Origin of the sequence: Sphaerisporangium sp. NPDC005288, from assembly GCF_040607475.1 — a bacterium.
Classification (GTDB): domain Bacteria; phylum Actinomycetota; class Actinomycetes; order Streptosporangiales; family Streptosporangiaceae; genus Sphaerisporangium; species Sphaerisporangium rhizosphaerae.
This window is the reverse complement of the sequence record NZ_JBEXGT010000062.1, coordinates 20511-44183: the sequence shown is the minus strand read 5'-3', so window position 1 is coordinate 44183 and position 23673 is coordinate 20511. Positions and strand designations below refer to the sequence as shown.

The 23673-nt window shown below is 70.8% G+C and carries 23 protein-coding genes; 16 read left to right on the top strand and 7 right to left on the bottom strand.

Annotated features, from left to right (window positions below):
* Both ABZU32_RS37325 and ABZU32_RS37320 read right to left on the bottom strand, forming a co-directional pair.
* A partial coding sequence (locus tag ABZU32_RS37325; protein ID WP_354930555.1) for a serine/threonine-protein kinase occupies window positions 1-1013 on the bottom strand: 1013 nt, incomplete at its 3' end.
* A gap of 78 nt (window positions 1014-1091) precedes the next feature.
* Window positions 1092-2450 carry an FAD-linked oxidase C-terminal domain-containing protein gene (locus tag ABZU32_RS37320; protein ID WP_354930552.1) on the bottom strand — a complete coding sequence of 453 codons (1359 nt, stop codon included), beginning with the start codon at window positions 2448-2450 and terminating at the stop codon, window positions 1092-1094.
* 370 nt (window positions 2451-2820) lie between these two features.
* On the opposite strand from ABZU32_RS37320, the gene ABZU32_RS37315 reads away from it, so the two are divergent.
* Complete coding sequence (locus ABZU32_RS37315; protein ID WP_354930549.1) at window positions 2821-5592, top strand: immune inhibitor A domain-containing protein; 2772 nt, start codon at window positions 2821-2823, stop codon at window positions 5590-5592.
* A 147-nt stretch (window positions 5593-5739) separates the two neighbouring features.
* The gene (locus ABZU32_RS37310) at window positions 5740-6678 is read left to right on the top strand and encodes a diacylglycerol kinase family protein (RefSeq protein ID WP_354930546.1); all 939 of its coding nucleotides are present in this window, start codon (window positions 5740-5742) and stop codon (window positions 6676-6678) included.
* A 60-nt stretch (window positions 6679-6738) separates the two neighbouring features.
* Here ABZU32_RS37310 and ABZU32_RS37305 read toward each other — a convergent pair whose 3' ends face one another.
* Window positions 6739-7167, bottom strand: coding sequence for a helix-turn-helix domain-containing protein (locus tag ABZU32_RS37305; RefSeq protein ID WP_354930543.1), 429 nt, complete (start codon window positions 7165-7167; stop codon window positions 6739-6741).
* Window positions 7168-7277: 110 nt separating this feature from the next.
* On the opposite strand from ABZU32_RS37305, the gene ABZU32_RS37300 reads away from it, so the two are divergent.
* The 3 genes from ABZU32_RS37300 (at window position 7278) to ABZU32_RS37290 (ending at window position 9242) form a co-directional block, all read left to right on the top strand.
* On the top strand, window positions 7278-8225 hold the full coding sequence (locus tag ABZU32_RS37300; protein WP_354930540.1) for an NADP-dependent oxidoreductase: 948 nt from the start codon (window positions 7278-7280) through the stop codon (window positions 8223-8225).
* Window positions 8226-8688: 463 nt separating this feature from the next.
* A complete protein-coding gene (locus ABZU32_RS37295) occupies window positions 8689-8988 on the top strand; it encodes a DUF6247 family protein (protein ID WP_354930537.1) in 300 nt (99 codons plus the stop codon).
* Entirely contained in the window at window positions 8985-9242 is a 258-nt protein-coding gene (locus ABZU32_RS37290) for a hypothetical protein (protein ID WP_354930534.1), read from the top strand. Before ABZU32_RS37295 ends, ABZU32_RS37290 begins: the two co-directional genes overlap by 4 nt.
* A gap of 55 nt (window positions 9243-9297) precedes the next feature.
* Here ABZU32_RS37290 and ABZU32_RS37285 read toward each other — a convergent pair whose 3' ends face one another.
* The gene (locus tag ABZU32_RS37285; protein ID WP_354930532.1) at window positions 9298-10506 is read right to left on the bottom strand and encodes an aminotransferase class I/II-fold pyridoxal phosphate-dependent enzyme; all 1209 of its coding nucleotides are present in this window, start codon (window positions 10504-10506) and stop codon (window positions 9298-9300) included.
* A gap of 212 nt (window positions 10507-10718) precedes the next feature.
* Here ABZU32_RS37285 and ABZU32_RS37280 point away from each other — a divergent pair, with 212 nt between their 5' ends.
* From ABZU32_RS37280 to ABZU32_RS37270, 3 genes are all read left to right on the top strand, one after another.
* Window positions 10719-11084 (top strand): DUF5335 family protein, encoded by a 366-nt coding sequence (locus ABZU32_RS37280; RefSeq protein ID WP_354839498.1) that lies wholly within the window; start codon window positions 10719-10721, stop codon window positions 11082-11084.
* 68 nt (window positions 11085-11152) lie between these two features.
* Window positions 11153-12310 carry an acyl-CoA dehydrogenase family protein gene (locus ABZU32_RS37275; RefSeq protein WP_354839501.1) on the top strand — a complete coding sequence of 386 codons (1158 nt, stop codon included), beginning with the start codon at window positions 11153-11155 and terminating at the stop codon, window positions 12308-12310.
* Window positions 12304-12873, top strand: a complete 570-nt coding sequence (locus tag ABZU32_RS37270; RefSeq protein ID WP_354930529.1) for an HIT family protein — start codon at window positions 12304-12306, stop codon at window positions 12871-12873. Before ABZU32_RS37275 ends, ABZU32_RS37270 begins: the two co-directional genes overlap by 7 nt.
* 468 nt (window positions 12874-13341) lie before the next feature.
* On the opposite strand, the gene ABZU32_RS37265 is transcribed toward ABZU32_RS37270, so the two are convergent.
* Window positions 13342-13806, bottom strand: a complete 465-nt coding sequence (locus ABZU32_RS37265; protein ID WP_354930526.1) for a tetratricopeptide repeat protein — start codon at window positions 13804-13806, stop codon at window positions 13342-13344.
* Window positions 13807-14075: 269 nt separating this feature from the next.
* Between ABZU32_RS37265 and ABZU32_RS37260 the strand changes: the two genes are divergently transcribed.
* Window positions 14076-14597 carry an ATP-binding protein gene (locus tag ABZU32_RS37260; protein ID WP_354930523.1) on the top strand — a complete coding sequence of 174 codons (522 nt, stop codon included), beginning with the start codon at window positions 14076-14078 and terminating at the stop codon, window positions 14595-14597.
* Between the two features lie 135 nt (window positions 14598-14732).
* Here ABZU32_RS37260 and ABZU32_RS37255 read toward each other — a convergent pair whose 3' ends face one another.
* Window positions 14733-16325, bottom strand: coding sequence for a hypothetical protein (locus ABZU32_RS37255; RefSeq protein ID WP_354930520.1), 1593 nt, complete (start codon window positions 16323-16325; stop codon window positions 14733-14735).
* A 236-nt stretch (window positions 16326-16561) separates the two neighbouring features.
* Here ABZU32_RS37255 and ABZU32_RS37250 point away from each other — a divergent pair, with 236 nt between their 5' ends.
* Window positions 16562-17206 carry an ATP-binding protein gene (locus ABZU32_RS37250; RefSeq protein ID WP_354930517.1) on the top strand — a complete coding sequence of 215 codons (645 nt, stop codon included), beginning with the start codon at window positions 16562-16564 and terminating at the stop codon, window positions 17204-17206.
* A 191-nt stretch (window positions 17207-17397) separates the two neighbouring features.
* On the top strand, window positions 17398-17979 hold the full coding sequence (locus tag ABZU32_RS37245; RefSeq protein WP_354930514.1) for a hypothetical protein: 582 nt from the start codon (window positions 17398-17400) through the stop codon (window positions 17977-17979).
* Between the two features lie 251 nt (window positions 17980-18230).
* Here the strand turns inward: ABZU32_RS37245 and ABZU32_RS37240 are convergent, their stop codons facing one another.
* The gene (locus ABZU32_RS37240) at window positions 18231-19190 is read right to left on the bottom strand and encodes a MerR family transcriptional regulator (RefSeq protein ID WP_354930511.1); all 960 of its coding nucleotides are present in this window, start codon (window positions 19188-19190) and stop codon (window positions 18231-18233) included.
* An 853-nt stretch (window positions 19191-20043) separates the two neighbouring features.
* Here ABZU32_RS37240 and ABZU32_RS37235 point away from each other — a divergent pair.
* The 5 genes from ABZU32_RS37235 to ABZU32_RS37215 all read left to right on the top strand — a co-directional run bounded on the left by ABZU32_RS37235 (window position 20044) and on the right by ABZU32_RS37215 (window position 23656).
* A complete protein-coding gene (locus ABZU32_RS37235) occupies window positions 20044-20277 on the top strand; it encodes a hypothetical protein (RefSeq protein ID WP_354930508.1) in 234 nt (77 codons plus the stop codon).
* A 30-nt stretch (window positions 20278-20307) separates the two neighbouring features.
* Window positions 20308-21060 carry a mismatch-specific DNA-glycosylase gene (locus tag ABZU32_RS37230; RefSeq protein WP_354930505.1) on the top strand — a complete coding sequence of 251 codons (753 nt, stop codon included), beginning with the start codon at window positions 20308-20310 and terminating at the stop codon, window positions 21058-21060.
* Entirely contained in the window at window positions 20972-22165 is a 1194-nt protein-coding gene (locus ABZU32_RS37225; RefSeq protein ID WP_354839559.1) for a histidine kinase, read from the top strand. The genes ABZU32_RS37230 and ABZU32_RS37225 overlap by 89 nt, the downstream gene beginning before the upstream one ends.
* A 136-nt stretch (window positions 22166-22301) precedes the next feature.
* Window positions 22302-23075, top strand: coding sequence for a LytTR family DNA-binding domain-containing protein (locus ABZU32_RS37220; RefSeq protein WP_354839562.1), 774 nt, complete (start codon window positions 22302-22304; stop codon window positions 23073-23075).
* A gap of 80 nt (window positions 23076-23155) precedes the next feature.
* Complete coding sequence (locus ABZU32_RS37215; RefSeq protein ID WP_354930502.1) at window positions 23156-23656, top strand: hypothetical protein; 501 nt, start codon at window positions 23156-23158, stop codon at window positions 23654-23656.
* The last annotated feature ends 17 nt before the right edge of the window (window positions 23657-23673 follow it).

The window sequence follows — 23673 nt, the reverse complement described above, 5'->3', positions numbered from 1 at the left end:
CGCGGATCACCCGCCGCCCGGCCCGGCCCGCCGGCCGCGGGCCCCGAGGGACCGCCTCCCTGACCATGGACGGGCGCCGCCCCGGCGGGACCCTGAGCGTGGCCGGGCGCCTGCCCGGCGGGTCCCCGAGCGTGGCCGGGTCCCCGAGCGTGGCCGGGTCCCGGGACGGGCCCCTGGCCGGCGGCGAAGGCGCTGCTCGGGGCGGGAGAGGGGCGGCCCAGGAGGTGGGCGACCAGGTCGTCGGCCTGCGGGCGGCGGGCCGGGTCCTTGGCCAGGCAGGCGGCCACCAGCGGGCGCAGCGGACCGTCCAGGGCGGTGAGGTCCGGCTCCTCGTTGAGGATGCGGTTGATCACGGCCGGGATGGAGTCCGCGCCGAAGGCCGGGCGCCCGGTGGCGGCGAAGACGATGGTCACGGCCCAGGCGAACACGTCGACCGCCGGGGTGACCGCCGCGCCGGCGAGCTGCTCGGGCGCGAGGTAGGACGGCGTGCCGAGGGTGTCGCCGGTGGCGGTGGCCCCCGGGGCGTCCAGGGCGCGGGCGATGCCGAAGTCGATGACGACCGGCCCCTCCGGGCCCATCAGCACGTTGGCGGGCTTGAAGTCGCGGTGCAGGATGCCGGCGCGGTGGATGGCGGCGAGCGCGGTGGCCGTGGAGACCGCCAGGCGGTCCAGCGCGGCGCCCCGCCGCGGGCCCTCCCGGTCGACGAGCTGGCGCAGAGACGGGCCGGGGACGTACTCGCTGACGATGTAGGGCTGGTTGCCGGCCAGGTCGGCGTGCAGCACCGAGGCGGTGCAGAACCGCGCCACCCGCTGCGCGACCGACACCTCGCGCAGGAACCGCGAGCGCGCCTCGGCGTCCCCCGACAGCCGGGCGTGCAGCAGTTTGATGGCCACGGGCTCGCCCGCGCCGGCGCGGCCGAGGTAGACCACCCCCTGGCCGCCGTCTCCCAGCCGGCCGACGATCTCGTAGGCGCCCAGCCGGCGCGGGTCCTCGTCCGTGAGCCCCTGTGCCACCCCAGACCCCCGATAAAGCGATATGTCAGCACTTCGCGTGATGAACGGTACCAGTGGGGCCCCAGGTAAAGGGCGCTGTCAGATCGCTTTGCCGGGGTTGAGGATGCCGAGGGGGTCGAACACGCGCTTGATCCCCTGCTGCACCTCGGTCACGAGCGGACCGCTCTCCAGGCCGAGCCAGCGGCGCTTGAGCAGGCCGACGCCGTGCTCGCCGGTCAGCGTGCCGCCGAGCTCCAGCGCCGCGCGGAAGACCTCGTCGGCCGCGGCCCAGACGTTGGGCGGCGGCTCGGGCAGGCCGCGGTCGAAGATGAACACCGGGTGCAGGTTGCCGTCGCCGGCGTGCGCGACCGTGCAGATGTGCGCGCCATGCCGGGCGGCGGCCTCCTCGATGAGGGTGATCATGTCGGGCAGCGCCGAGCGGGGGACGCAGACGTCCTCCACCAGGCAGGCGCCCAGCCGCTCCTTGGCGGTGTAGGCCAGCCGGCGCAGCCCGATCAGCTCCTCGGTCTCCTCCGGCGTCGAGGACACCGCGACGAAGCCCGCGCCGTTGGCCTCGCACAGCCGCTCCATCTCGGCGGCGTCGCCGGGCAGGTGCCCGTCGGCCTGGGCGATCAGCATGGCCCGCACGCCCGGGTCCAGGCCGATGTTCTTCCAGGCGTCGATGGCCTCCAGGGTGCCCCGGTCCATCAGCTCCAGCAGCAGCGGCTGGCAGCCGGCGGCGACGATCGCGGCGACGGCGTCCCCGGCGGCGCGCGGCGAGGGGAACTCGGCGGCGATCGTGACCGGCGGGACCGACGGCGCCCGCCGCAGCCGCAGGGTGGCGGCGGTGATGACGCCGAGCGTGCCCTCCGAGCCGACGAACAGCCCGGTGAGGTCGTAGCCGGTGACGCCCTTGATCGTGCGGCCGCCGGTGGCGAGGATCCTGCCGTCGGCCAGCACGACCTCAAGGCCGAGCGTGGAGTCGCGGGTGACGCCGTACCGCACGCACCGCAGCCCGCCCGCGTTGGTGGCCAGGTTGCCGCCGATCGTCGAGATCTCGTAGGAGGAGGGGTCGGGGGCGTACATCAGGCCGTGCGCCCGGGCGGCCCGGTCGAGGTCGGCGGTGATCACGCCGGGCTCGACGACGGCGACCTCGTCGGCGGGGGACAGCTCGCGGATGGCGGTCATGCGGGCCAGAGACAGCATCACGCAGCCCTCGACGGCCGTCGCCCCGCCCGCGAGCCCCGTGCCCGCCCCGCGGGGCACCACCGGGACGCGGTGCTCGCTCGCCCAGCGCATGGTGGCCACCACGTCGTCGCGCGTCTGCGCCGCCACCGCGCACAGCGGCTTGCCCGGCTCCAGGAAGGTCTGGTCGCGGGCGTAGGAACCGGCCACGTCCGGATCGGTCAGAACCCGGCCGGAGGGCAGCGCGTCGATGAGGGAGTCAACGGGATTCACGTCTGTGACTGTACGTTCTCCCGTCGCGCGTGCCGAGCCGGACCGGAATCCCCCGCCCCGGCTCCGGAGGGCCGGTGCGAAAGCGCCGAAGTGATGTGCACCTGGGGTGGGACGAAGGGCCGGATGCCCGGAAACCGCGACAGGAGCGGGGCGGAACCCCCGGAAACCGCAATCGGATCGGACTCGCCAGGATGACGATTTCGCAACATCCGCTGTCGGCTTTACTACTCCTTTACCTTTTCGTCTAACGTCCGCTTTGCCGAATCTGGGGCGTTCGTTGGCTAAGCGCCGCAGATCTCCACCGTTGGCGTGTCCATTCACGGCACGCCTTGACGTCGCCCGGACACCCCGGGCGGAGGAGGAAACCTCGTTGTCACGCAGAGTCAGGCGTCTCGTCGCCGCGCTGCCGGTTCTCGGGCTGGCGGCGGCGGGCCTCGCGGTCACGGGTGCCGCGGCACCCGGTGACACCTCGGTCGCCAAATATAAGCCCAGCGCGAGCGACTACTACATCAACTACGCGCCCCCGAGGGTTCAGAGCGAGAGCGCCTCGAAGGCGGAGGAGAAGGTGGACACCGGAGCGGCCAAGCGGCGCCGCGACGTGCCCACCGCCGAGGAGATCGACCACAAGTTCTCCCTGGGCAACCCGGTCGCCGCCCGTGAGCTCACCAAGCGCGAGCACACGGCCGTCCGCACCGGCAAGAACCCCTTCGAGTTCCTGTACAAGAAGGCCAAGGTCACCCAGCAGGCCAAACTGCTCACCCTTCTGGTCGAGTTCAACGAGAACGCCAACGACGACTTCTCGGGTTTCAGCCACCCCAAGAGCACCGACGAGCCGGACGTCTGCGTCACCGAGCCGCCCGGAACCAAGGTGAACGGGCCGCTGCACAACACCATCCCGAACCCCGCCACCGCCGCCGGCGGCGGCAAGGACAACAACTCCATGTGGGTGAAGGACTTCAACAACGCCCACTACAACAACATGCTTTACTCCAGCAAGGGCATCACCCAGCGGGTCCGCACGGACCTGAAGGACCCTCGCGACGGCAAGCCGGGAATCGACATCTCCGGCTACACCATGAAGAACATGTACGAGGAGATGTCCAAGGGCGCCTACACCGTCACCGGTGAGGCCCTGGGCTGGATCAAGGTCCCGCACTCCGAGGCCTGGTACGGCGCGGGCGCCTGCGGCGCCGCCATCCAGGACAGCTCCGGCCACCCGGACAACCCGCGCGGCACCGCCCAGATGGGCGTCGACGCGGTGAACATCCTGGCGCAGCAGAACCCGAGCTTCCCGTGGGCGGACTACGACAAGGAAGACACCTCCGACGCCGACGGCGACGGCAACTACAACGAGCCGGACGGCGTCATCGACCACCTCGTGCTCGTTCACGCCGGTGAGGACAAGTCCGGCGGCGGCGGCGCACAGGGCACCTTCGCGATCTGGGCGCACTCCAGCGCGATCCCCGGCGGCTACACCATCCCCGGCACCAGCATCAAGATCTCGAACTACATCGTGCAGCCGGAGGACTCCGGCGTCGGCGTGTTCGCCCACGAGTACGGCCACGACCTGGGCCTGCCGGACCTGTACGACGCCACCGGCGCCGGCGACAGCGACGTGGAGTTCTGGGACCTGATGTCCACCGGCTCGCACTCCGGGCCGATCTTCCAGTCGATGCCCATCCACATGGGCCTGTGGGACAAGTGGGTCCTGGGCTGGGCCAACCCCAAGGTGCTCAACCCCGGTGACGGCACCAAGCTGCTCACCGTCGGCCAGTCCTCGCGCACGCCGAAGCTCACCGAGGACGGCGTCCGGCTCAACCTGCCCGACAAGGACGTGGTCCTCACCACCCCGCACAGCGGCAGCAAGGTGTGGTGGTCGGGCAACGACCAGGACTGGGCCGACGTGCGGATCACCCGCGACGTGACCGTCCCCGCGGGCACCGACACCAAGTTCCGCTTCTGGAACGACTACACCATCGAGCAGGACTGGGACTACGGCTTCGTCGAGGTCTCCACCGACGGCGGCACCACCTGGTCCGAGCAGAAGATCTACGGCGAGGACGGCTCTCTCGTCTCCACCGGGGACGACTACGCCGACCCCAACAAGCGCATGAAGGACTACGGCAACAAGAAGTACGGCCTGACCGGCGACTCCGGCGGCTGGCAGCACTACTACGCCGACCTCGCGCCGTTCGCCGGCAAGAGCGTCAAGCTGCGCCTGCGCTACGCCACCGACGCCGCCGCCGAGGAGCGCGGCTGGTTCGTCGACGACCTGTCGATCACCAGCGGCGCCACCACCGTGTGGAGCGACGACGTCGAGCAGGGCGCCAACGGCTGGACCGCCACCGTCGGCACCTTCGTCGACACCACCGGCGCCGGCTGGACCCAGCACTCCGGAGCCCTCAAGAGCGCCCAGTACTACCTGGCCGAGTGGCGCAACCTGGACGGCTTCGACAAGGGCCTCAGCTACACCTACGACACCACCTGGAACCGCGACGGCGCCTGGAAGGTCGAGAAGGTCCCCTACAACGCCCCGGGCATGCTGGTCTGGCTGCGCGACACCTCGCTCGGCTACAACAACGCGGCGTCCAACATCTGGTCGCTGCCGTCGGCCGGCGCGAAGGGCCAGCTGCTGCTGGTCGACTCGCACTTCGACCCGCTGCGCCGCACCGGCAAGGCCGCCGAGGTCGACCCGAGCGTGACCAAGAACATCCCCTCCCGCCCGCAGGCCTCCAACGCGGCGTTCGGCTTCAACAAGACCTACTCCTTCAAGGAGTGCCTGGAGTCGGCGCCGTTCGTCGAGGCGTGCACCTCGTTCAAGCCCCAGGAGCCGGTGAAGGCCTTCACCGACGCCAAGGGCTGGTACCCCGGCCTGGAGTCCCGCGAGGACGGCCTGTACTACCGCTTCCGCGACGGATCGGTGGTCGTCCCCTCCAAGGGCGACCAGCAGTACTCCGTGCGGGTCGTCAACGCCGACGGCACCCCGGCGACCGACCTGTACGGCGAGACCGTCAACGGCTTCACCCTCGGCACCGGCAACCCCGGCGACGAGGGCAAGCAGCTCGGCGCGCAGGTCAAGCTGATCGCGCCGCTGCCGGGCAACCTGGGCGTGATCGCCCAGTTCACCGCGCCGAAGAAGTAGATCGGCACGGATGACCATATAGAGCGGCGGCCGGCCCGCGAGCCGGCCGCCGCCACCCGGGACGGGCGCGGCCTCGCCGCGCCCGTCCCGTTCGTTTTCCCCGCCCGCATAGCATGTCCCGGACGGAAACTACGGGACGGGTGATCGGTGAGCGAGCTGCGGACCAAGGCGGAACACACCAGGGCGATCCGCGATCTGCGCAGAGTGGTCCTTGTGGTGAACACCCGGTCCCGCCGGGGCCGCCACCGCTACTTCGAGGCGCTGCGGCTGATGCAGGCCGACGGCTTCCGGCCGCTGCGCACCTACGCCGTCATGGACCCCTCACGGCTGCCCCAGATCCTGGACGAGGCCCTGGACCTCCGGCCCGACCTGCTCGTGGTCGGCGGCGGCGACGGCACGCTCAGCTCGGCGGTCAAGCACGTCGCCCACCGGGACGTCGCCCTCGGGGTGCTCCCGCTCGGCACCACCAACAACTTCGCCCGCAGCCTCGGCCTGCCCCTCGACCTGGCCATGGCGGTCAGGGTGTTCAGCCGGGGCAAGGTCGCCGACATCGACCTCGGCATGGCGGGCGACCAGCCGTTCGCCAACCTCGCGAGCTTCGGGGTGTCGGTCGAGGTGGCGGGCACGGTCAGGCCGTGGCTCAAGCGGATGCTCGGCCGCGCGGCCTACCCGCTCACCGCGCTCACCGTCCTGCCCCGGCACGAGCCGTTCCGCGCCTACATCACCGTGGACGGCCGCCGCCACGAGCTGCTGACCCACCAGCTCAACATCGCCAACGGCCGCTACCACGGCGGCTGGCAGATCGCCCGCGACATCAGCATCGACAACCGCCGCCTGGTCGCCTACCAGCTCGGTTCGGGCAAACGGCTGCGGCTGCTCGCCGAGACCCTGGTGCGCGCCGCCGGAGGCCGCTGGCGCAGCCTGGCGGGCGGCCCGTTCGTCACCGGCACCGAGATGCTGCTGGAGACCGAGCCCCCCCTCGCCGCCGACGTGGACGGCGAGGTCCTGCTCCGCACCCCCCTCACCATCAAGGCCATCCCCAACGGCCTCCGCGTCATGGTCCCCCCCGGCTTCATCGACACCTGAGATTGGTCGGCATGACCCCTGTGCCTTCGGAACCTGGGCGTCGTCCCGGCCGCCGGCCCATCAGCCGGACGCGGAGGGAAGGGGGGCGGCATCGGCAGGCGGGCGGGCGTCGAAGGCCCTGCGGCTGGTCAGGATCTCCGAGGCGTGCGCGATCGACCAGTCGGCGATCGCGGTGGTCAGCTGTCCGACCTCGACGCCCAGCTCGGTCAGCGCGTATTCCACCCGGGGCGGAACGGTGGGATAGACCGTACGGCTGACCAGGCCGTCGCGTTCCAGCGCGCGCAGCGTCTGGGTCAGCATCTTCTGGGTGATGCCCTCCAGAAGCCGGCGCAGGTGGTTGAAACGCATAGGGCCGTCCTGTCGCCGCAGGGCTGCCAGAACGTATAGCGCCCACTTGTTGGCCAGGACCTCGATGACGGTGCGCGAGGGGCAGTCGCGGCGGTAGGTGAGAGCCACGCGCCCGGGGTCACGAGCCGATGCGGTATCCATGGGGTACCTAGATACCATATGGGTGCCTTCTTTACTACAGGTACCGCTGACGACCAGCATGGAAGCCGCGGCCCGACGGGTCGCGGTGACCATGAAGAGGGACGTGAGCGATGACCGCGCGCATGCTCGCCGTGCGCCAGCGGACCTTTGGTGGCCCGCAGGTGATGGAGACCATGGAGATCGGACGGCCCGAGCCGGGCCCGAACGAGGTGCTCGTACGGATCAAGGCGGCCGGAGTGAATCCCGCCGACTGGAAGATCCGCTCTGGACTGCTCAAGCACAGATTCGAACCGCCGCTCACTCTCGGGCTGGACCTGTCGGGCAGGGTGGAGGCGGTCGGCGAGGCGGTGACCGGGCTGCGTCCGGGCGATGCCGTGTTCGGCAACGCCTTCCCGCCCAACGGCGCCTACGCGGAATACGCGGCGGTGCCGGACACGTGGCTGAGCCCGATGCCGGCCGACCTGGACCATGTGCGGGCCGCCGCGCTGCCCACCACGGCGCTCACCGCCTGGCAGCCACTGACTCACGTCGCGCCCATCACTGCCGGACAGCGCATACTGATACACGCGGCCGCCGGCGGCATCGGCCACCTGGCCGTGCAAATCGCCAAGGCGCGCGGCGCGTACGTGATCGGCACCGCCCGCGCCGACAAGCACGCCTTCCTGCGTCGGCTGGGCGCCGACGAGCTCATCGACTACACGCGGGTCGACTTCGCCGAGGTGGCGCGCGACGTGGACGTCGTCCTCGACCCGATCGCCGACGACTACGGGCCCCGTTCGCTGGACACCCCCCCGCCCGGCGGAACGCTCATCGACGTGCGGGGCACCGGCCCGGACCGCAGCGCCGTACGCGAGCTGGCCGAGGAGCGCGGCCTGCGTTTCGTGGAGTTCGGCTTCACCCCGTCCGCGACCGACCTGGAGGCGATCGCCGGACTGGCGCGAAGCGGCACCCTCCAGGTCGCCATCGAGACGGTCCTCCCCCTGGCGCAGGCGGCCAAGGCACACGAGCTCAGCGAGACCGGCCGGGTCCAAGGCAAGATCGTCCTTGTGGTGAGCTGAACCGCCGAGGGGCCCGCACAGGACTTCGGATCCTGAACCGGGCAAAGCCGCGTCCCGGCTTGCCACGGTTCGCCCGCTGTGAAGGCCGCCTCGAAGGCCAGCACGCCGAACATCCCGGAGCTCTCGCTGACCTCGGCGGCGATGGCGGCGAGGTCGCGGCGGGCTTCCGGCCCCGGGACGGCCAGCGCGGCTTTCAGTCCGGCCAGGTTCCACGCTTTGGACGCCGACACCAGCGCGACCGATCGGGCCGCCGCGGGGTCGTCCAGCGACGGGAACGGCACGTGCCGCGCGCCCGGGGCCACGGCCTCGCGCAGCGCGGCTCCCCGGCTTCATCGACACCTGAGGTCCGGTCGGCCACCCCAGACCAAAGGCGGCGCGCCAGTCCGGCGACCTCGCCGAGCCGCCGTCGCGCCGATGGGCGGACACCGGCAGCGACGGCTTCGGGGCCGATACATTGGTCGGTATGACCGCACAGCCGCTGGAACCCGTCGCGCCCCGTGACCCCGGGGAGGACCCTGCCGCGATCTTCGAGGCGCTGCCGCCGTCGCATCGTGCCCAGTTCCGGTCGGAGTACGACGAGGCTTTGGACGCCGCGCACGACCTGGTCAGGTTCAAGCAGGTGCAGACGCTGCTGCGCCAATGGCGTCTGCGAGCGATCGCCTACGCCCGCCCCGGCTACGAGGAGGCGGTTGAAGACGCTCGCCAAGGTCGCACAGAGATGTTCACCCGCTACGCACCGCCAGAGTGGGAAGGCCGAGTGTGAGCCACAAGTTCGATGGTTTCCACGGGCGTGCCCTGTATGAGCTGAACGGCCTTCCCAAAGAGGTTCGCGACGGCCCGCTGCTGGATCGTCTCATCGAGCTTCTCCATGATCCGTGGGACGCGGTCGCGGAGCGTCCCGGTCACTCAGCGGTGCGACATGCCTTCTTCGGAGACGACAGCCAGGGAATGCTCACCTTCATCGTTGATGACGAGACGCAGACCCTGCGCATTGTCGACATACTCTGGGCGGGCTGAGCCCATACCTTCTCCTTCCCCGATCCAGAGTGGTGGGGGGCGGTCCCCGTAGGGCTCAGAGGGCGTCCAGGGCGCTGGTGCGGCTGGGGTGGGGGCGGGCGGCCAGGGAGGAGGCCATGCGGGCGATCGCGTCGGTGAGGAGGTCGGGCGGGGTGGCGAAGTTGAACCGGGCGAAGCCGCGTCCCGGCGCGCCGAACTTCAGGCCCGAGTACAGGGCCACCGAGCCGCGGCGCAGGAACCACTCGGCCGGGTCGTCGCCGAGCCCGAGCGCCCGCAGGTCCAGCCACGCCAGGTAGGTCGCCTGCGGCGGCTGGTATCCCACCCCGGGCAGCCGTTCGGCGAGCAGGTCGCCCAGCAGCGCGCGGTTGGCGTTCAGCCCGGCCATCAGCGCGTCCAGCCATGGTTCGCCCGCTGTGAAGGCCGCCTCGGAGGCCAGCACGCCGAACATCCCCGAGCTCTCGCTGACCTCGGCGGCGATGGCGGCGAGGTCGCGGCGGGCCTCCGGCCCCGGAACGGCCAGCGCCGCCTTCAGCCCGGCCAGGTTCCACGCCTTGGACGCCGACACCAGCGCGACCGACCGGGCCGCCGCCGGCTCGTCCAGCGACGGGAACGGCACGTGCCGCGCGCCCGCGTAGACCAGCGGGGCGTGGATCTCGTCGGAGATCACCCGCACCCCGTACCGGCCGGCGAGCGCGGCGACGGCGCGCAGCTCTTCTTCGGTGAGCACCAGCCCGGTGGGGTTGTGCGGGTTGCACAGCAGGAACGCGGCGGCGCCGGCGGCGAAGTCGCGCTCCAGCGCCGCGAGGTCCAGCCGGTAGCCGTCCGGGCCGAGCGCGAGCGGGCTCTGCACGACCTCACGGCCGATGCGCGGCAGCCAGTAGAAGTACGGGGGGTAGGCCGGGGTGTTGACCACCACCCGGTCGCCCGGGGCGGTCACCAGGTGCAGCACCTCGATGATCCCCGCCATCACGTCCGGCACCAGGCGGATCGCCGCCGGGTCGGTGTGCCAGCCGAAACGGCGGGCGGCGAACGCGGCGAAGGCCTCCGGCAGGCCGCACGCCACCGCGTACCCGGTGTCGCCGCGGGCCACGGCCTCGCGCAGCGCGTCGGCGATCGGCTCGGCGAGCGGGGTGTCCATCTCCGCGACCCACATCGGCAGCACCTCCGGCGGGTACTCCCGCCACTTGGCGCTGTGACGTTCGCGCAGCTCGTCGAGGCCGAGCGCGGAGAGGGGCCCGCCGGGGCCGTGGCCGGTGCCGATCAAGGTGATCCTTTCGGGAGGGTGTACCAGGCTCATCCCCACGAGACCCGGTTTCATCCGTCATTGAGGTGATAGCACATGATCTGTCCCCTTGGCGGTCCGGGGGTGATCGCCTATCTCCTACCCGATCGGGTGATGTGCCCGCCTTCGGGACGCCCGACCATGGACCTGACGCGGCGCGGCCCGCGGACCGCGCTCAAGAGAGGGGGCATGCCATGAAGGAGCGCCGGCCCGACCTTCCGCGCGGCGAATGGCGGGAGTTCTTCGACGCGATGACCCGCGACTACGAGGGCGTCGAGGTCACCGTAGAAGTGGTCAGCAGGGACCTCGGCGACCTGATCGAGGCCGAGCGGTCGCCGCTGGCCTACCTGGAGTACGACCCCAAGGACGATGAGTTCGCGGTCGGCCTCGGCGGGCCCAGTGGTGACACGGTGACCCGGCACGCCGTCCCCCACCCGCGCCAGATCATGGCGGACACCGTGCAGCAGGGCTCCGTGCGGGCCTTCGACGTCGTCGACGCGGAGGGCGCCCAGACGATCGTGACGCTGCGCCGCCCGCGGCTCGCCTCGCGCGCGACCTGAGCTTCGCGCGGAGGCGCGGGCGTGCTGGAATGGCCGGGACCGGCCCCCTGCCAAGATCGGACGCCCGCATGGACTTCGAGCTGAACGAGGATCAGCGCATGTTCCGGCGCACCCTGCGCGAGTTCGTCGACCAGGAGATCATCCCCGTCGCCTCAGAATGGGAACGCGAAGGACGCTACCCCGAGGAGATCGTCGAGGGATTCCGGCGGCTCGGCCTGTTCGGCGTCACCGTCCCCGAGGAGTACGGCGGCCTCGACCTCGACCGGGTGTCCTTCGCCCTGGTCTTCGAGGAGATCGCCCGGGGCTGGATGGGCGTGGCCGGCGTCCTCGGCTCCCACACGCTGTCGGCCTGGATGATCGCCCGGTACGGCACCGACGAGCAGCGGGCCGCCTACCTGCCCGACCTGGCCACCGGCGCGCGCCGCACCGGCATCGCCCTCACCGAGCCCGGCGCCGGCACCGACCTGCAGGGCATCCAGACCCGCGCCGTCCGCGACGGCGACGAGTACGTCATCGACGGCACCAAGACCTGGATCACCAACGCCCGCCACGCCGACCCCCTCCCCGTCCTGGTGAAGACCTCCATCGCCGAGCCGCCGCACAAGGGCATGTCGGTGCTGCTCGTCGACGCCGACCGCGGGTTCACCGTCAGCCGCGACCTGCCCAAACTCGGCTACAAGGGCACCGAGACCTGCGAGGTGGTCTTCGACGGCGTCCGGGTGCCCGCCTCGGCCCTGCTCGGCGGGATCGAGGGCCGCGGCATGCAGCAAGTGCTGTCGGCGCTGGAACTCGGCAGGATCAACATCGCCGCCCGCGCCGTCGGGGTCGCCCAGTGCGCCTATGAGGCGGCCCTGAACTACTCCCGGGAGCGCCACGCCTTCGGGCAGCCCATCTCCGGCTTCCAGGCCGTCCAGCTCAAGCTCGCCGACCTGGCCACCGAGATCCAGGCGGCCCGGCTGCTCACCTACTGGGCGGCCGACCGCTCACAGGCCGGCGCGGTCAACGCCGAGGCGGCGATGGCCAAGTACTTCGCCTCGGAGGTCGCGCTGCGCGCCACCATGGAGTCCATGCGCATCCACGGCGGCTACGGTTACTCTCAGGAGTTCGTGGTGGAACGCCTCTACCGCGACGCCCCGCTCATGGCAATCGGCGAAGGGACCAACGACGTGCAGCGCATGGTCATCGCCCGCGCCCTGCTGTCCGGCGCCGCGAAGGTCGGATGGTGACACCCCCCGCCACCCCGCGCAGCGCCGGGCCCGCCGCGACGGGGAGCGCCGGGGCCGCCCCGCAGACCGCTGGGACCGCCGCCACGGGGACCGCCGGGCCTGCCGCCCCGCAAGCCGCCGGGGCCGCCGTCACAGGGAGCGCCCGAGACTGCCTGTTCTGCCGTATCGCCAAGGGGGAACTGCCCGCCCACCTCGTCCTCGCCGATGAGGTCGCCGTCGCCTTCCTCGACGTCCGGCCGGTGTTCAAGGGCCACGTGCTCGTCATTCCCAGGGACCACGCCGAGACCCTCGGCGACCTGCCGGGGGAGGCCCTCGGACCGTACTTCGCCCGCGTCCAGGCGGTCTCCCTGGCCGTGGAGAAGGGCCTCGGCGCCGCGGGCAGCTTTGTCGCCATGAACAACCGCATCAGCCAGAGCGTCCCCCACCTGCACACCCACGTCGTCCCCCGCCACAAGAAGGACGGCCTGCGCGGCTTCTTCTGGCCCAGAGTCAAATACGAAGACGACGCCGAAGCCGCGTCGTACGCCACCCGCCTCCGCGAAGCCCTCGACCCCACGCCCTAACGCCCCACGTGGTCTTTTCAGGGTCCGTCTCCTACCGCGAGTGGATGGTCGCTACCGATCTCCTGTCGTCCGGCCCGCGTCGTAGACTCGACAGCATGACGGCACCGCAGGAAGAGTAACGAAGATCTTCACCGGCTGATCGACCAGCTCAGGCCCGATCAGGCGCGTGAAGAGCGTGTGCGACTCCTCCAGTTGGTTCACTCGCGCAGCGAAGACCCGGACCTCGGCCCTGATGGTGTACCCACGCTCTTCGGTGCGTTCCAAGCGGGCCGGAGCCCCTCGGCGGCCTGCCGGTAGAGGCCCTAGGACCGTACTCCGCCCGCGTCCAGGCGGTCTCTCCGGCGTGGAAAAGGGCCTGGGCCTGTAACCCACACCGGCGCCATCTCCGCCTAGAAAAGGGCCTCGCTCCGCTCGGACTGTATTTTTCGCGCTTCGCCCGGGCTCGACCACGCGCGCGGAGACCGGGGATCAGACGGTCTCACCCAATTGCTCGGCCAGCCGCTCCAGGCCGCCTCTGATGAGTTGCCCGTACCCGTCGTCGCCGAGGGCGCCCATGCCGGCCCGGGCCTGCTGGAAGTGTTCACGGGCGCGGTCGAGGTCGCCCAGTTTGCGGTAGCACTCGCTCAGGTTCAGGTGCAACGACGGATACAGGCCGGCCACCGGGAGCGGCACCCCGGCCTGCGCCACCTGGTCATCGGTCACCCGATCGGCGGCGGCGAGCGCCCGCAGATCCCACACCAGCTCCTGGTGCACGTCGTCCTGCACGTCGGCCATCGAGTGGGCGAGGACGCACACATGCAGAGGCTCGCCCTGCTCGCCGCCGATGTCATCCCAGATCTGCGCGAACAGGTCGCGAGCGGCGTCGCGCTGACCTTGGCCGTGATGCAGGTCCACCGCTTGGCCGATCCGGGTCAGTGTTGGGTCGGCGGTCATCAACGTCTCCTCCACCATCACAGGGCAACAGCGATCACCCTAGCCCTGCCGAAATGGGCCTCGCTCCGCTCGGGCCGTATTTCCCGGGCTCCGCCCGATGACCTGCCCGCGTACGTGCCCCAGAGACGCACGTCCGGCCGATCAGGTGCGATTCCAAGGCGTTCCATGCGGACAATAGGCAGCGCCTCGATTGCCGCTCAACGTGATGTATGGACGGTCGTGCTCACGACACGAACAACGACCCGAGGCTCGCACTAGCATCGGGGCCTGTGATCGTATGGCTCAACGGCACCCACGGCGCAGGTAAGACGACGACCAGTGCATTCGTGCAGCAACTGATCGCGGATTCACGGGTGTTCGACGCCGAGAAGGTCGGCGAGACACTTATGGACATCACGCCGGGGCTGCCGGCAACGGACAACTTCCAGCACTGGCCGCCTTGGCGGCCACTCGTAGTCGAAACCGCCCGCCGCGTACTCGACTACACCGGCGGCACTCTGGTGATGCCCATGACCGTCCTGGTCGAGCAGTACTGGCGTGAGATCAGCACGGGCCTCGCCCAACATGCCATTCCGGTACGGCACTTCGTCCTCCACGCTGACCAGGACACCCTCCGCGGGCGCATCGAGGGGGACACTCTCCTTGGCCCCTCCTCCTTCCGTCTCAAATACCTTGAGCCCTACGCCGAGGCGGCCCGCACGTGGCTACACAAAGAGGCCGAGGTCGTCGACACCACCCACCTCACGCCCGCCCAGGTCGCCCTGCACATCGCAGAGGCCATCAGAGGTTGAGGTCCGCCCCAGCTTGCCCTGTTTGTCGACGGCCCCTCTGTATGGGCCTTGCTTCGCTCGGGATGAATTTCCGGGCTCCGCCCGGTGGCCTCCGGCCCGTGTGCGGACCATGGAATCCATGTCGGCGCTGACGCCTTATGCCGGTCGAACCGAGGTGATGCCCAGGGAGGCGAGTTCCTCGTCCAGGGTGCGGACGTGTTTGTTGGTGGCCCAGGGTTCGAGGCGGGTGCGGGTCTGGCGGATGGTGTCGGCGAGGCGTCCGGAGCTGTGCCTGACGGTGATGCGGGCTGCTTGGCGGATCTTGTCGGTTGCGGCCGGTATCTCGCGCTTCTGGGTCAGGGCATCGGCATAGATCAGCAGGGTTTCCCCGCGCATCAACGGACTGATCGCGGCTGGCGACAAGGCTCGTTGTGCTGAATCAATGGCCTCGTCGGGGCGTCCCCAGGCGAGCATGCAGTAGGTGGCGTGCCGTTGTACGCCGCTGGGCGTCCACCAGTAGAGGTAAGAGGGGTCGGCCTCGGTCCGGGGATGTTCCACCAGTTGTCGTGATCGGGTGAGTGCGTGTTCGCTGTCGCGGACGTTGCCGTTGGCGGCGAGGACTCGGGCGAGGTCAATGGCATGTACAGAACGGAGCAACGTGCTTGGACTCTGTCGCGCCCAGCCTTGGGCGGCGTAGATGTGGTCGAGTGAACTGCCGGTGCGACCCTCATATCGAGCCATTGCCGCCAGGCAAGTGTGCAGGTAGGCGATCAAGGTTGCGTCGCGGATCTGGTGGGCGGCGGTGAGGCCCTCCTGGTAGCGGCGGCGGGCGCCGGGGTGGTCGAGGAGGTCGTGGTGGAGCCAGCCGGCGAGTTGGCTGAGTTCGGCGTAGGCGCGGATGAGACGGTCGCGCAGGCCGGGGAGCAGTGACTCGCGGTGGAGCAGGTCGGCGACGAGGGCGCGCTGGCCCTCCACGACGGGCAGGACCTTGGCGGGGCCGAACTCGTCGTCCAGGCGGCGGCAGCGGGCGGTGAGCTTCTCGATCAGTTCCACGGTCGCGGCGTCGACCCGGGTGGAGGAACGGATCGCGGTGGCCAGGCGGTCCTTCTCCGGCGGGGACAGGTGGCGCAGCAGCGCCAGGGCGGGGGCGCCGCCGAGTGCGAGGGCGAGCTCGAACAGCAGATCGCGGCGCTTCACGTCGGCCTCCTCGGCTGTGAGGGCACGCAGCAGCGCGGCGCAATCCTTGAAGCCGGGAACGGGGACCGCCGGGCGTGCCGCTTCCACTTCCTGACCCATGGTGACATGCCCCGAGATGGCGACGGGGGCGGCAGAGGGCCGTTGGGCGCTATGGGACGAACGGTGGTCGGTGCGGTCGATGAGGTCGCGGTCGCGCACGCTGTAGGAGGCGTAGACCCGGTCGCTGACCAGGCGGCGGGCGGTGGTCCGGTAGACGTGCGCGAACAGGGCGATGGTGCGGGCCGTCGGGCGCATGCCGCGCTGTGGCCAGTGCTCGAACTCGTACAGCCGTGACTCCCGCAGCGCCGCCGTGCCCGCCGGGTCGAGGTCGTTGTACCGCGCGGCGGCCTCGGCGGCGGTCAGCCCGTAGGCGTACCGGTACAGGCGCAACCGGCTGACGTCGTAACAGACCGAGAACAGGTCGGCGATCTGGTCGAAGGTGTAGCCCATGGCGCGCAGCGCCTCACTGCGCCGCCTGCACTCCAGCAGGACGTGAACTCCCTCGCCCGACATGGCCGTCCGCCTCCCCGACTACGACTCGAACAGGTTCCCGGATCACAGAACTTATACGGAAAGTGTCTTGTTGACTACGGAGAATGAGGAAAGCCGGGGGATGTCGGTGGGTTCTGCCGGGTGGTGATCAGGCGAACACCTGTGTTCGCGCACGTCATCGGGCCTTTCGCCTGGAAGATCGCCGTGGAGGAAGGTGGGATCGGAGATGCGTGCTCGCTCGGCGATCGTTGTGGCTCGTGTCCACGAGAACCGACTCCAGCGACGAGGCGCCGCGCGTGGCCGCCGAAGACGTCGCGCCGTCCGGCCCGTCGTGCGCCGGTCACCCATCGCACGCTGTGACGGTCGATGAGGCCGCTGATCGTGTCGCGCCGCCCGGCTCGCCGTACGCCGGTCACCCATTGCACGCCGTGCCGGTCGAAGAGGCCGTGCGGCTCGGCCCGGAGATTCTGGTCTGGCGGCGCGTCTTTCCGGGCGCGCTGGACCAGGCCGCGGAAGCCAGGCGCTTCACCCGGTTCCTGCTCGGCGGCACGCCGTTCGCCGACGATGCCGAACTGGTCGTCGGGGAGCTGGCCGGCAACGCCGTCCGCCACACCCGGAGCGGATCGCCGGAAGGCCACTTCACCGTGGAGATCGCGCTCAACTCGCCCCGCCGTCGGCCGCTCGGCGCCTCCGTTAGAGCGGTGGGCGTCATGGTCACCGTCTACGACCTCGGCGGGGCCGGCGTCCCGGCGTTCGGCGACCATGGCCGGACGGACATCGCTTGCGCGGAAGGCGGGCGTGGGCTGGCCATCGTGGCCGCCCTGGCCGAACGCGCCGGCTTCCAGGGCGCCCCGGCGACCGGCCACAGAGTATGGGCCTACCTCGCCGCGCGCCGGCCGTGATGGGTGCGGTCGCGAATCCGGGGGTCAAGCGCCTTGCGAGCTGACGCGATGACCGGCGCGACCTTCTCGGGCTTGAGTCTCAGGTAACCAGAGGCCCCAGGATCGGTGCTGCGAACGGCGAGCACTCGCTTGGAGCGCGTTCCGTCTCACCACCACGATCGAATCCGGCCCTCATGGAAGAAGGATTTCTCATGTCCCGACAAGCGACACCGTCCGCTGAGGACGGCAAGCGGCTCGTCAACGGCTTCGTCGACGAGATCTTCGGCGATCTGGACGCCAACCCCGACTTCGTCGCCATGATGAGGTCGGCCGTCCCTGAGATGCCCGCCGAGCCGTCTCCCGCGCAACTGGAGGCCTACGCGGAACTGTCCACCCTGATCCAGGACCCCGGCTTCAGGGCCGGTGTCCGCCGCATGGCCGAACATCAGGCGGCCGAAAGGGCGGAGGGAGACCGGACCGGGCTCCACCATGAGGTGACCGACCTGGTCCGCGAGCGAGTCCAGAAGGCCCAGGCCGACGGCATCGAACCAGGCTCACCAGCGGCACGGCCGGTCCTGGCGGAGATCATCGCCGGGTATACGACGACTTTCGGCCACCCCGACAGCGCCGAGTACCGCCGCAAGCTGCTGACCCGCCTGGAGGTCGCGAACGACCCGCGCGCCGGGCGGTACTTCGGTCTGCTCTCCACGATCAACGGCTGGCCGGCGCCACCGAGCCTGGAACCGGTATTCGACTGGTTCATAGAGGCCCTTCGGCACCACCCCATCCCATAGAAGGACGGCTCCGGCGCGCCGAGTCACCCGTCCTCCCGCGACAGGGGCGGGCGGGATGCTTCGCCGGCGGCGCCGAGACAGTGGCCGGCCGGGTGAAAGAACCTAGTGCGGTGACCACATACGTTCACCGGGCGCGGCTCTCCACCCTCGGCCACGTGCTGCACTGATCGGCGCCGGGTCGGCGGGTCGTGGTACGGCGATGCCGGCGCCTGCTACGGCGCCCGAGCCGGTGAACGTTCGTGGACAGCGCACTAGCGATCGGGTCGGATGCCGGTGGCCGCCTCGAGTGCGGTGAGGAACCAGCGGGCCGCCGGCACCGGGTCGGACTTGGGGGGCCGGCCGTTGATCAAGGCCAGCAGACGCCAATACCGCGAGACCTGGGGGTCGGCCCCGATACGGACGCGTTCGGCGAGCCAGATCCGGAACTCGGCGTCATCCTCGCGCCGGTGGGCGGCGGCGAACGCGGCGACCAGTTCCTCCACGATGGCCTGGGCCGGTACAGAGGTCGGAGAGATCCCGTCGGCCATGGCCCCGCCTGCCAGGTCCGCGACGGTCCGCTCGACCTGTCGCCACCTCTCCGGGTCGCCCTGGTCGGCACCGGAGGAACGGTCGGCGGCATGTCGCTCGAACGCCCGGCGAACGCTGTCCCGGAAGGACGGGTCACCGACGAGGTGCGCCAGCTCCAGCCATGCCTCGATCTGCTCGACCGTGGGGTCGTCCGGCAGATCCGGCAGCATCGAGCGCAGGTACGCGGCGAAGCCGGGCTCCATGTCGAGCCCGCGAGTCGTCTCGCCTATGAGGTCGGTCACCGTCTGACGGCGCTGCTCGGCGGTCAGCCGGGCGAGCCGGTTGGCGCGCGCGATCCCGGCCGCGTCCGCACCATGAGTGGCGACCTGGCGCAGCACGGCCTGCCGTATCCGCAGAGTCCGAATCTGGGTCTCCAGGGCCGCGACCTGCCGCTCGGCGACATCGGCCAGGCTCTGCGCATGCGTGAGCACCCGGGTGACCGTCGCGAGATCGACACCGAGATCACGGAGCGTCCGGACCAGTTCCAGCCGGCACAGCGCCTCGTCATCATAGAGACGGTATCCACCAGGTGACCGGCCCACCGGCGGCACCAATCCCTCATCGGAGTAGAAGCGAACCGTCGGCACCGACAGTCCGGTCAGCCGGGCCACCTCGCCGATCGTGTGAAGGCCGTCGTCGTTCACGCGGCCCGGCCCCGCTCATCGACCGGCAGCGCATGACGGACCGGCGCGGCATGACCGGCCGACCCCCGGGCCGGCCGCTCAAGGAAGACGCCGGCGCCGCCAGAGAACACGACCTGAGCCGACGACCGACAACGGGCACGCGCGGCAGCCATGGGCAACTCCCAAGCCTAGGAACAGATGAAGGCGTGAACGACTATGCGGCCTCACCTCACTTGAGACTCAACCAGGCGACGGCATCGGACGGCACCGGGGAGTCTGATGTTCACGCTGTCGGTTCGAGTGGGTCGTCTTCGGCGAGGATGCGGTTTCGCGGTGGTGGTGGTCGCAGGACTTCTCGCGCCATCGCCTCCCTCCCCAGCACGATAGGGTCGGAGTAGCTCGACACGCTGTAGTCCTGCTCGACGGGCGAGCCGCTCATCGCGCTCCCGAGGGGCTCCCAGCCCGGCCGTCGAAAACATCCACGACGCGACAGGGTTGTCGAAGAGCACGGGCATCGAGAAATCGTCTGTCGCTGTCGACGGTTGCGAAACAGCATGAGCGACTCAGAGGACGGCACCTCATCTGGTTCGTCATCGGCGCATCCTTCGGGAACCGAAAGCGAGGTTGAAAGACACCATGACTTCCCCGGAGAAGGAGCACACCCGCGGTGACGGGCCCGCGCCGATGCGGTGGGATCGCCAGCGCACGGACGCTGTGGACGACGCGGCACTGCCGGGGCTCGCCCGTCTGTCGACCTTGGTTCGCAGTGTGCGCACCCCGGAATTCCAGGGGGTGACCGTCCGGGCCGTGGCGCAGGCCGGCGCGACGGGGCGTGCACTGGACACCGCTGTATCTCGCCTCGGGTGCGAAGGAGGTGTTCTTCGACTGGCTGCGCATCCATCACCCCGAACTCCTCGCCACCTACACCACGCTGTACGCGAAGGGCTCAGAGGTCCTCCCGGACTACCGCAAGGACATGCGTGCCCGCCTGTTTCCTCTCTTGACCCGGTACGGGCTGCCGTTGCCGGATCAGGCCACCGAGGACAAGTTCGCCCTGCGCGGCCGACGCGGCCGGCCGGAACCGCCGCGACAGGCGACGCTGTTCTGATCACGCCGAACCCGGGCGGATAGGGAGACCATGAGTGATCAACAGATGGCGGACGTCCCCACCGGAGGACTGGCGGACGTCCTCGCCGAGAAACTGACCGTTGTCTTCGTCGGCATCAATCCCGCGCCGCTCTCCGTCGCGGCCGGGCACAGCTTCGCGACGCCGGGAAACCGGTTCTGGCCGGCCCTGTACGCCTCCGGCTTCACCCCGGCCCTCCTGCGTCCACAACAGGAACGAGACCTGCTGGACCTGGGCCTGGGCATCACCAGCATCGTGCGCCGGCCCACCTCCCGAGCCGACCAGCTCACGCCCCGCGAACTGGCCGACGGCGGAGGCGACCTGACGCGGCGCCTGCACGCTTTCTCTCCCCGCTGGGCGGCGTTTCTCGGCGTCAGTGGATACCGCGCCGCGTTCGGCGCGCCTCAGGCACGCATCGGAGCCCAGGCCGACACGATCGGCGGAGCTCGGGTATGGATACTGCCCAACCCAGCGGCCGCAACGCTCACTTCCCGCCCGCAGCCCTGGCGGCGGAGTTCACCCGGCTGCGCCGCGCGACAGGAATGCCCGACCGATCCGCGCCAGAGGACGTTCGGCAGCGAGAGTGACGTGGGGTGTGCCGTCCGGCGCAGGAGGCGGGCGGTCCGGCGATGGGTGGGTTATTGGGTGCCGGCAGGCCCGGGTAGGCTCCGGCGGCGTGGAACCGCTGCTCGCCGTGCCGGTGCTGCTGGCCCTCGTCGGGGTGCCGGCCGTGGTGCTGTGGCGGGTGCTGCGCGGCCGGCGTGAGCTCGGCACCAGCCCCGCCGAACGCGCCACCTTCGAAACCCTGCACACCGCCTCCCTGGCCGCTCCGCCGCTGCGGGCCGGGCTGACCGCCGCCGGGGCGCTCAAGGCGTCCCGCTACCTGCGCGAGCTGCTCGGCTCGCCGGGCATCGCCATCACCAACGGCGAGGAGCTGCTGGTCTACGACGGCGCGGGGGAGCACCATGCAAAGGACGCCTTCGCGCACGCCGCCGAGACACTCCGTGACGGCCGCATCCAGGTGCTCGGCCCCGACGTCGTGTGGTGCCTGTCGCCGGAGTGCCCGGTCAGGTACGCCGTGGTGGTCCCGCTGACCACCGACGACCGGGTGGTCGGGTCCCTGGCCGCCTACGGCGACCACGCCAGCGCCGGGCTGGTCAGGGCCACCGGCGAGGTCGCCGCCTGGGTGGACTCCCAACTGGAGCTGGCCGAGCTGGACCGTTCGCGCACCCTGCTCATGGAGGCAGAGGTGCGGGCGCTGCGCGCGCAGATCTCCCCGCACTTCATCTACAACTCGCTGACCACCATCGCCTCGTTCGTGCGCACCGACCCCGAGCGGGCCAGGGAGCTGCTGCTGGACTTCGCCGACTTCACCCGCTACTCCTTCCGGCGGCACGGCGAGTTCACCACCCTGGCCGAGGAGCTGCGCTCGATCGACCGCTACCTCACCCTCGAACGGGCCCGCTTCGGCGACCAGCTCCGCGTCACGCTGCGCATCGCCCCGGAGGTGCTGCCGGTGGCGGTGCCGTTCCTGTGCCTGCAACCCCTGGTCGAGAACGCCCTGCGGCACGGCCTGGAGAGCAAGGACGGCGTCGGGCGCATCGCCATCACCGCCGAGGACGCCGGCGCCGAGTGCCTGATCAGCGTGGAGGACGACGGCATCGGCATGGACCCCGAGCGGTTGAGGCGCATCCTGTCCGGCGACCCCGACGAGCGGTCGGGCACCGGGGGCGTCGGGCTCGCCAACGTCGACGAGCGGCTGCGCCAGGTGTACGGCGACGAGTACGGACTGGTGGTCGAGACGGCCGTGGGCGCGGGGGCCAAGGTGAGCGTCCGCCTGCCCAAATACCGGCCGGGCGTCTCCGTATAGTTATCAGCGCCGGGCGTCTGACCCGTTGACTTCCCCTGCCCGATTCACCACCCTCTAGGGGGATGAGGAGCAACTTTCGCCAGGTCGGCGCCCCGGTTCGGCGGCCCCTGGGCGAGTCAGGGTGAGTGGCGGTGAGGTGACGGGCCTGCGCGTGCTCGCGGTGGACGACGAGCAGCCGGCGCTTGAGGACCTGGCGTACCTGCTGCGCGCCGATCCCCGCATCGGCGAGGTCGCCCTGGCCCGCGACGGCGCGTCGGCGCTGAAGATGCTCGACCGCGCCATGGCCGACGGCAGGCCGGTCGAGGCGGTCTTCCTGGACATCCGCATGCGCGGCCTGGACGGCGTCGTGCTCGGCCGCCTGCTGGCCCAGTTCGCCCGGCCGCCGCGCGTCGTGTTCGTCACCGCCTACGAAGAGCACGCGGTGGACGCCTTCGAGATCAAGGCCGAGGACTACCTGCTCAAGCCGGTTCGTCCCGAGCGGCTCGCCGAGGCCATCCGCAGGGTCTGCGCCGGCATCCCGGGCGGTCCGGGCGCCGGGGAGGAGGCCGCGCGTCCGGCGCCCGAGGGCGACACCATCCCGGTCGAGCTGGCCGGGGTGACCCGGTTCGTGGCCAGCTCCGACGTCCGCTACGTCGAGGCCCAAGGCGACTACGCGCGCCTGCACACCGCGAGCGGCAGCCACCTGGTGCGCATCCCGCTGGCCGCGCTGGAGGAGCGCTGGGCCGGCGCCGGGTTCATCCGCGTGCACCGCAGCCACCTGGTCGCGGTCAAGCACATCGACGAGCTGCACATCGACTCCGGCCGCTGCACGGTGCGCATCGGCGACACCGAGATCCCGGTCAGCCGCCGCCACACCCGCGAGCTGCGCGACCTGCTCGTCCGCCGCGCCAGGAAAGGCCGCGCCGAATGACCGCCGACCGTGAGCCGCGTCAGGAACGGCCACGCGGAGTGGGCGCCGACCACGAGCCGCGCGAGGAAAGGCCGCGTCGAGTGAACGCCGACCGTGAGCCGCGCCAGGATGGGCCGCGCCGAGTGGGCGCCGACCGCGAGCCGTCCCCGCCGGCCTCCGCTCGCGGGGACCGGCCGCAGGACGGCGGGTGGCGGCGCATCGCCCCGAAGACCCCCGAACGGCCGCGGCGGCAGGTGGTCACCAGCCCGCGCACCACCGCCGCCCGCAGGCCCCGCCAGCCCGTCACCCGGGAGATCGACGAGCAGACCAGCCTCGGCGAGGTCTACATGCGCTCGCTGGTGCGCACCCAGTTCCGGCTGGCGCTGTTCGTCTGCACGGTGCTGTCGTGCGTCATCGGCGGCCTGCCGCTGCTGTTCCTGCTGGTCCCCGGTCTGCGCGAGGTGCGACTGCTCGGCGTGCCGCTGCCGTGGCTGGTGCTGGCCGGGCTCATCTACCCGGCGTTCGTGGCCGGCGCCTGGCTGTACGTCCGCCAGGCCGAGCGCAACGAGCGCCACTTCGCCGACCTGGTCGAGCGCCGGTGACCGGCCGCGCCGCCGGT

What these genes read in the sequence shown, in the direction of transcription:
- ABZU32_RS37270 (WP_354930529.1), top strand. Translation starts at nt 12,304, where the DNA reads ATGGTGACACCCCCCGCCACCCCGCGCAGCGCCGGGCCCGCCGCGACG.
- ABZU32_RS37255 (WP_354930520.1), bottom strand. Translation starts at nt 16,325, where the DNA reads ATGTCGGGCGAGGGAGTTCACGTCCTGCTGGAGTGCAGGCGGCGCAGT.
- ABZU32_RS37295 (WP_354930537.1), top strand. Translation starts at nt 8,689, where the DNA reads ATGACCGCACAGCCGCTGGAACCCGTCGCGCCCCGTGACCCCGGGGAG.
- ABZU32_RS37245 (WP_354930514.1), top strand. Translation starts at nt 17,398, where the DNA reads ATGTCCCGACAAGCGACACCGTCCGCTGAGGACGGCAAGCGGCTCGTC.
- ABZU32_RS37300 (WP_354930540.1), top strand. Translation starts at nt 7,278, where the DNA reads ATGACCGCGCGCATGCTCGCCGTGCGCCAGCGGACCTTTGGTGGCCCG.
- ABZU32_RS37305 (WP_354930543.1), bottom strand. Translation starts at nt 7,167, where the DNA reads ATGGATACCGCATCGGCTCGTGACCCCGGGCGCGTGGCTCTCACCTAC.
- ABZU32_RS37265 (WP_354930526.1), bottom strand. Translation starts at nt 13,806, where the DNA reads ATGACCGCCGACCCAACACTGACCCGGATCGGCCAAGCGGTGGACCTG.
- ABZU32_RS37280 (WP_354839498.1), top strand. Translation starts at nt 10,719, where the DNA reads ATGAAGGAGCGCCGGCCCGACCTTCCGCGCGGCGAATGGCGGGAGTTC.
- ABZU32_RS37230 (WP_354930505.1), top strand. Translation starts at nt 20,308, where the DNA reads ATGAGTGATCAACAGATGGCGGACGTCCCCACCGGAGGACTGGCGGAC.
- ABZU32_RS37275 (WP_354839501.1), top strand. Translation starts at nt 11,153, where the DNA reads ATGGACTTCGAGCTGAACGAGGATCAGCGCATGTTCCGGCGCACCCTG.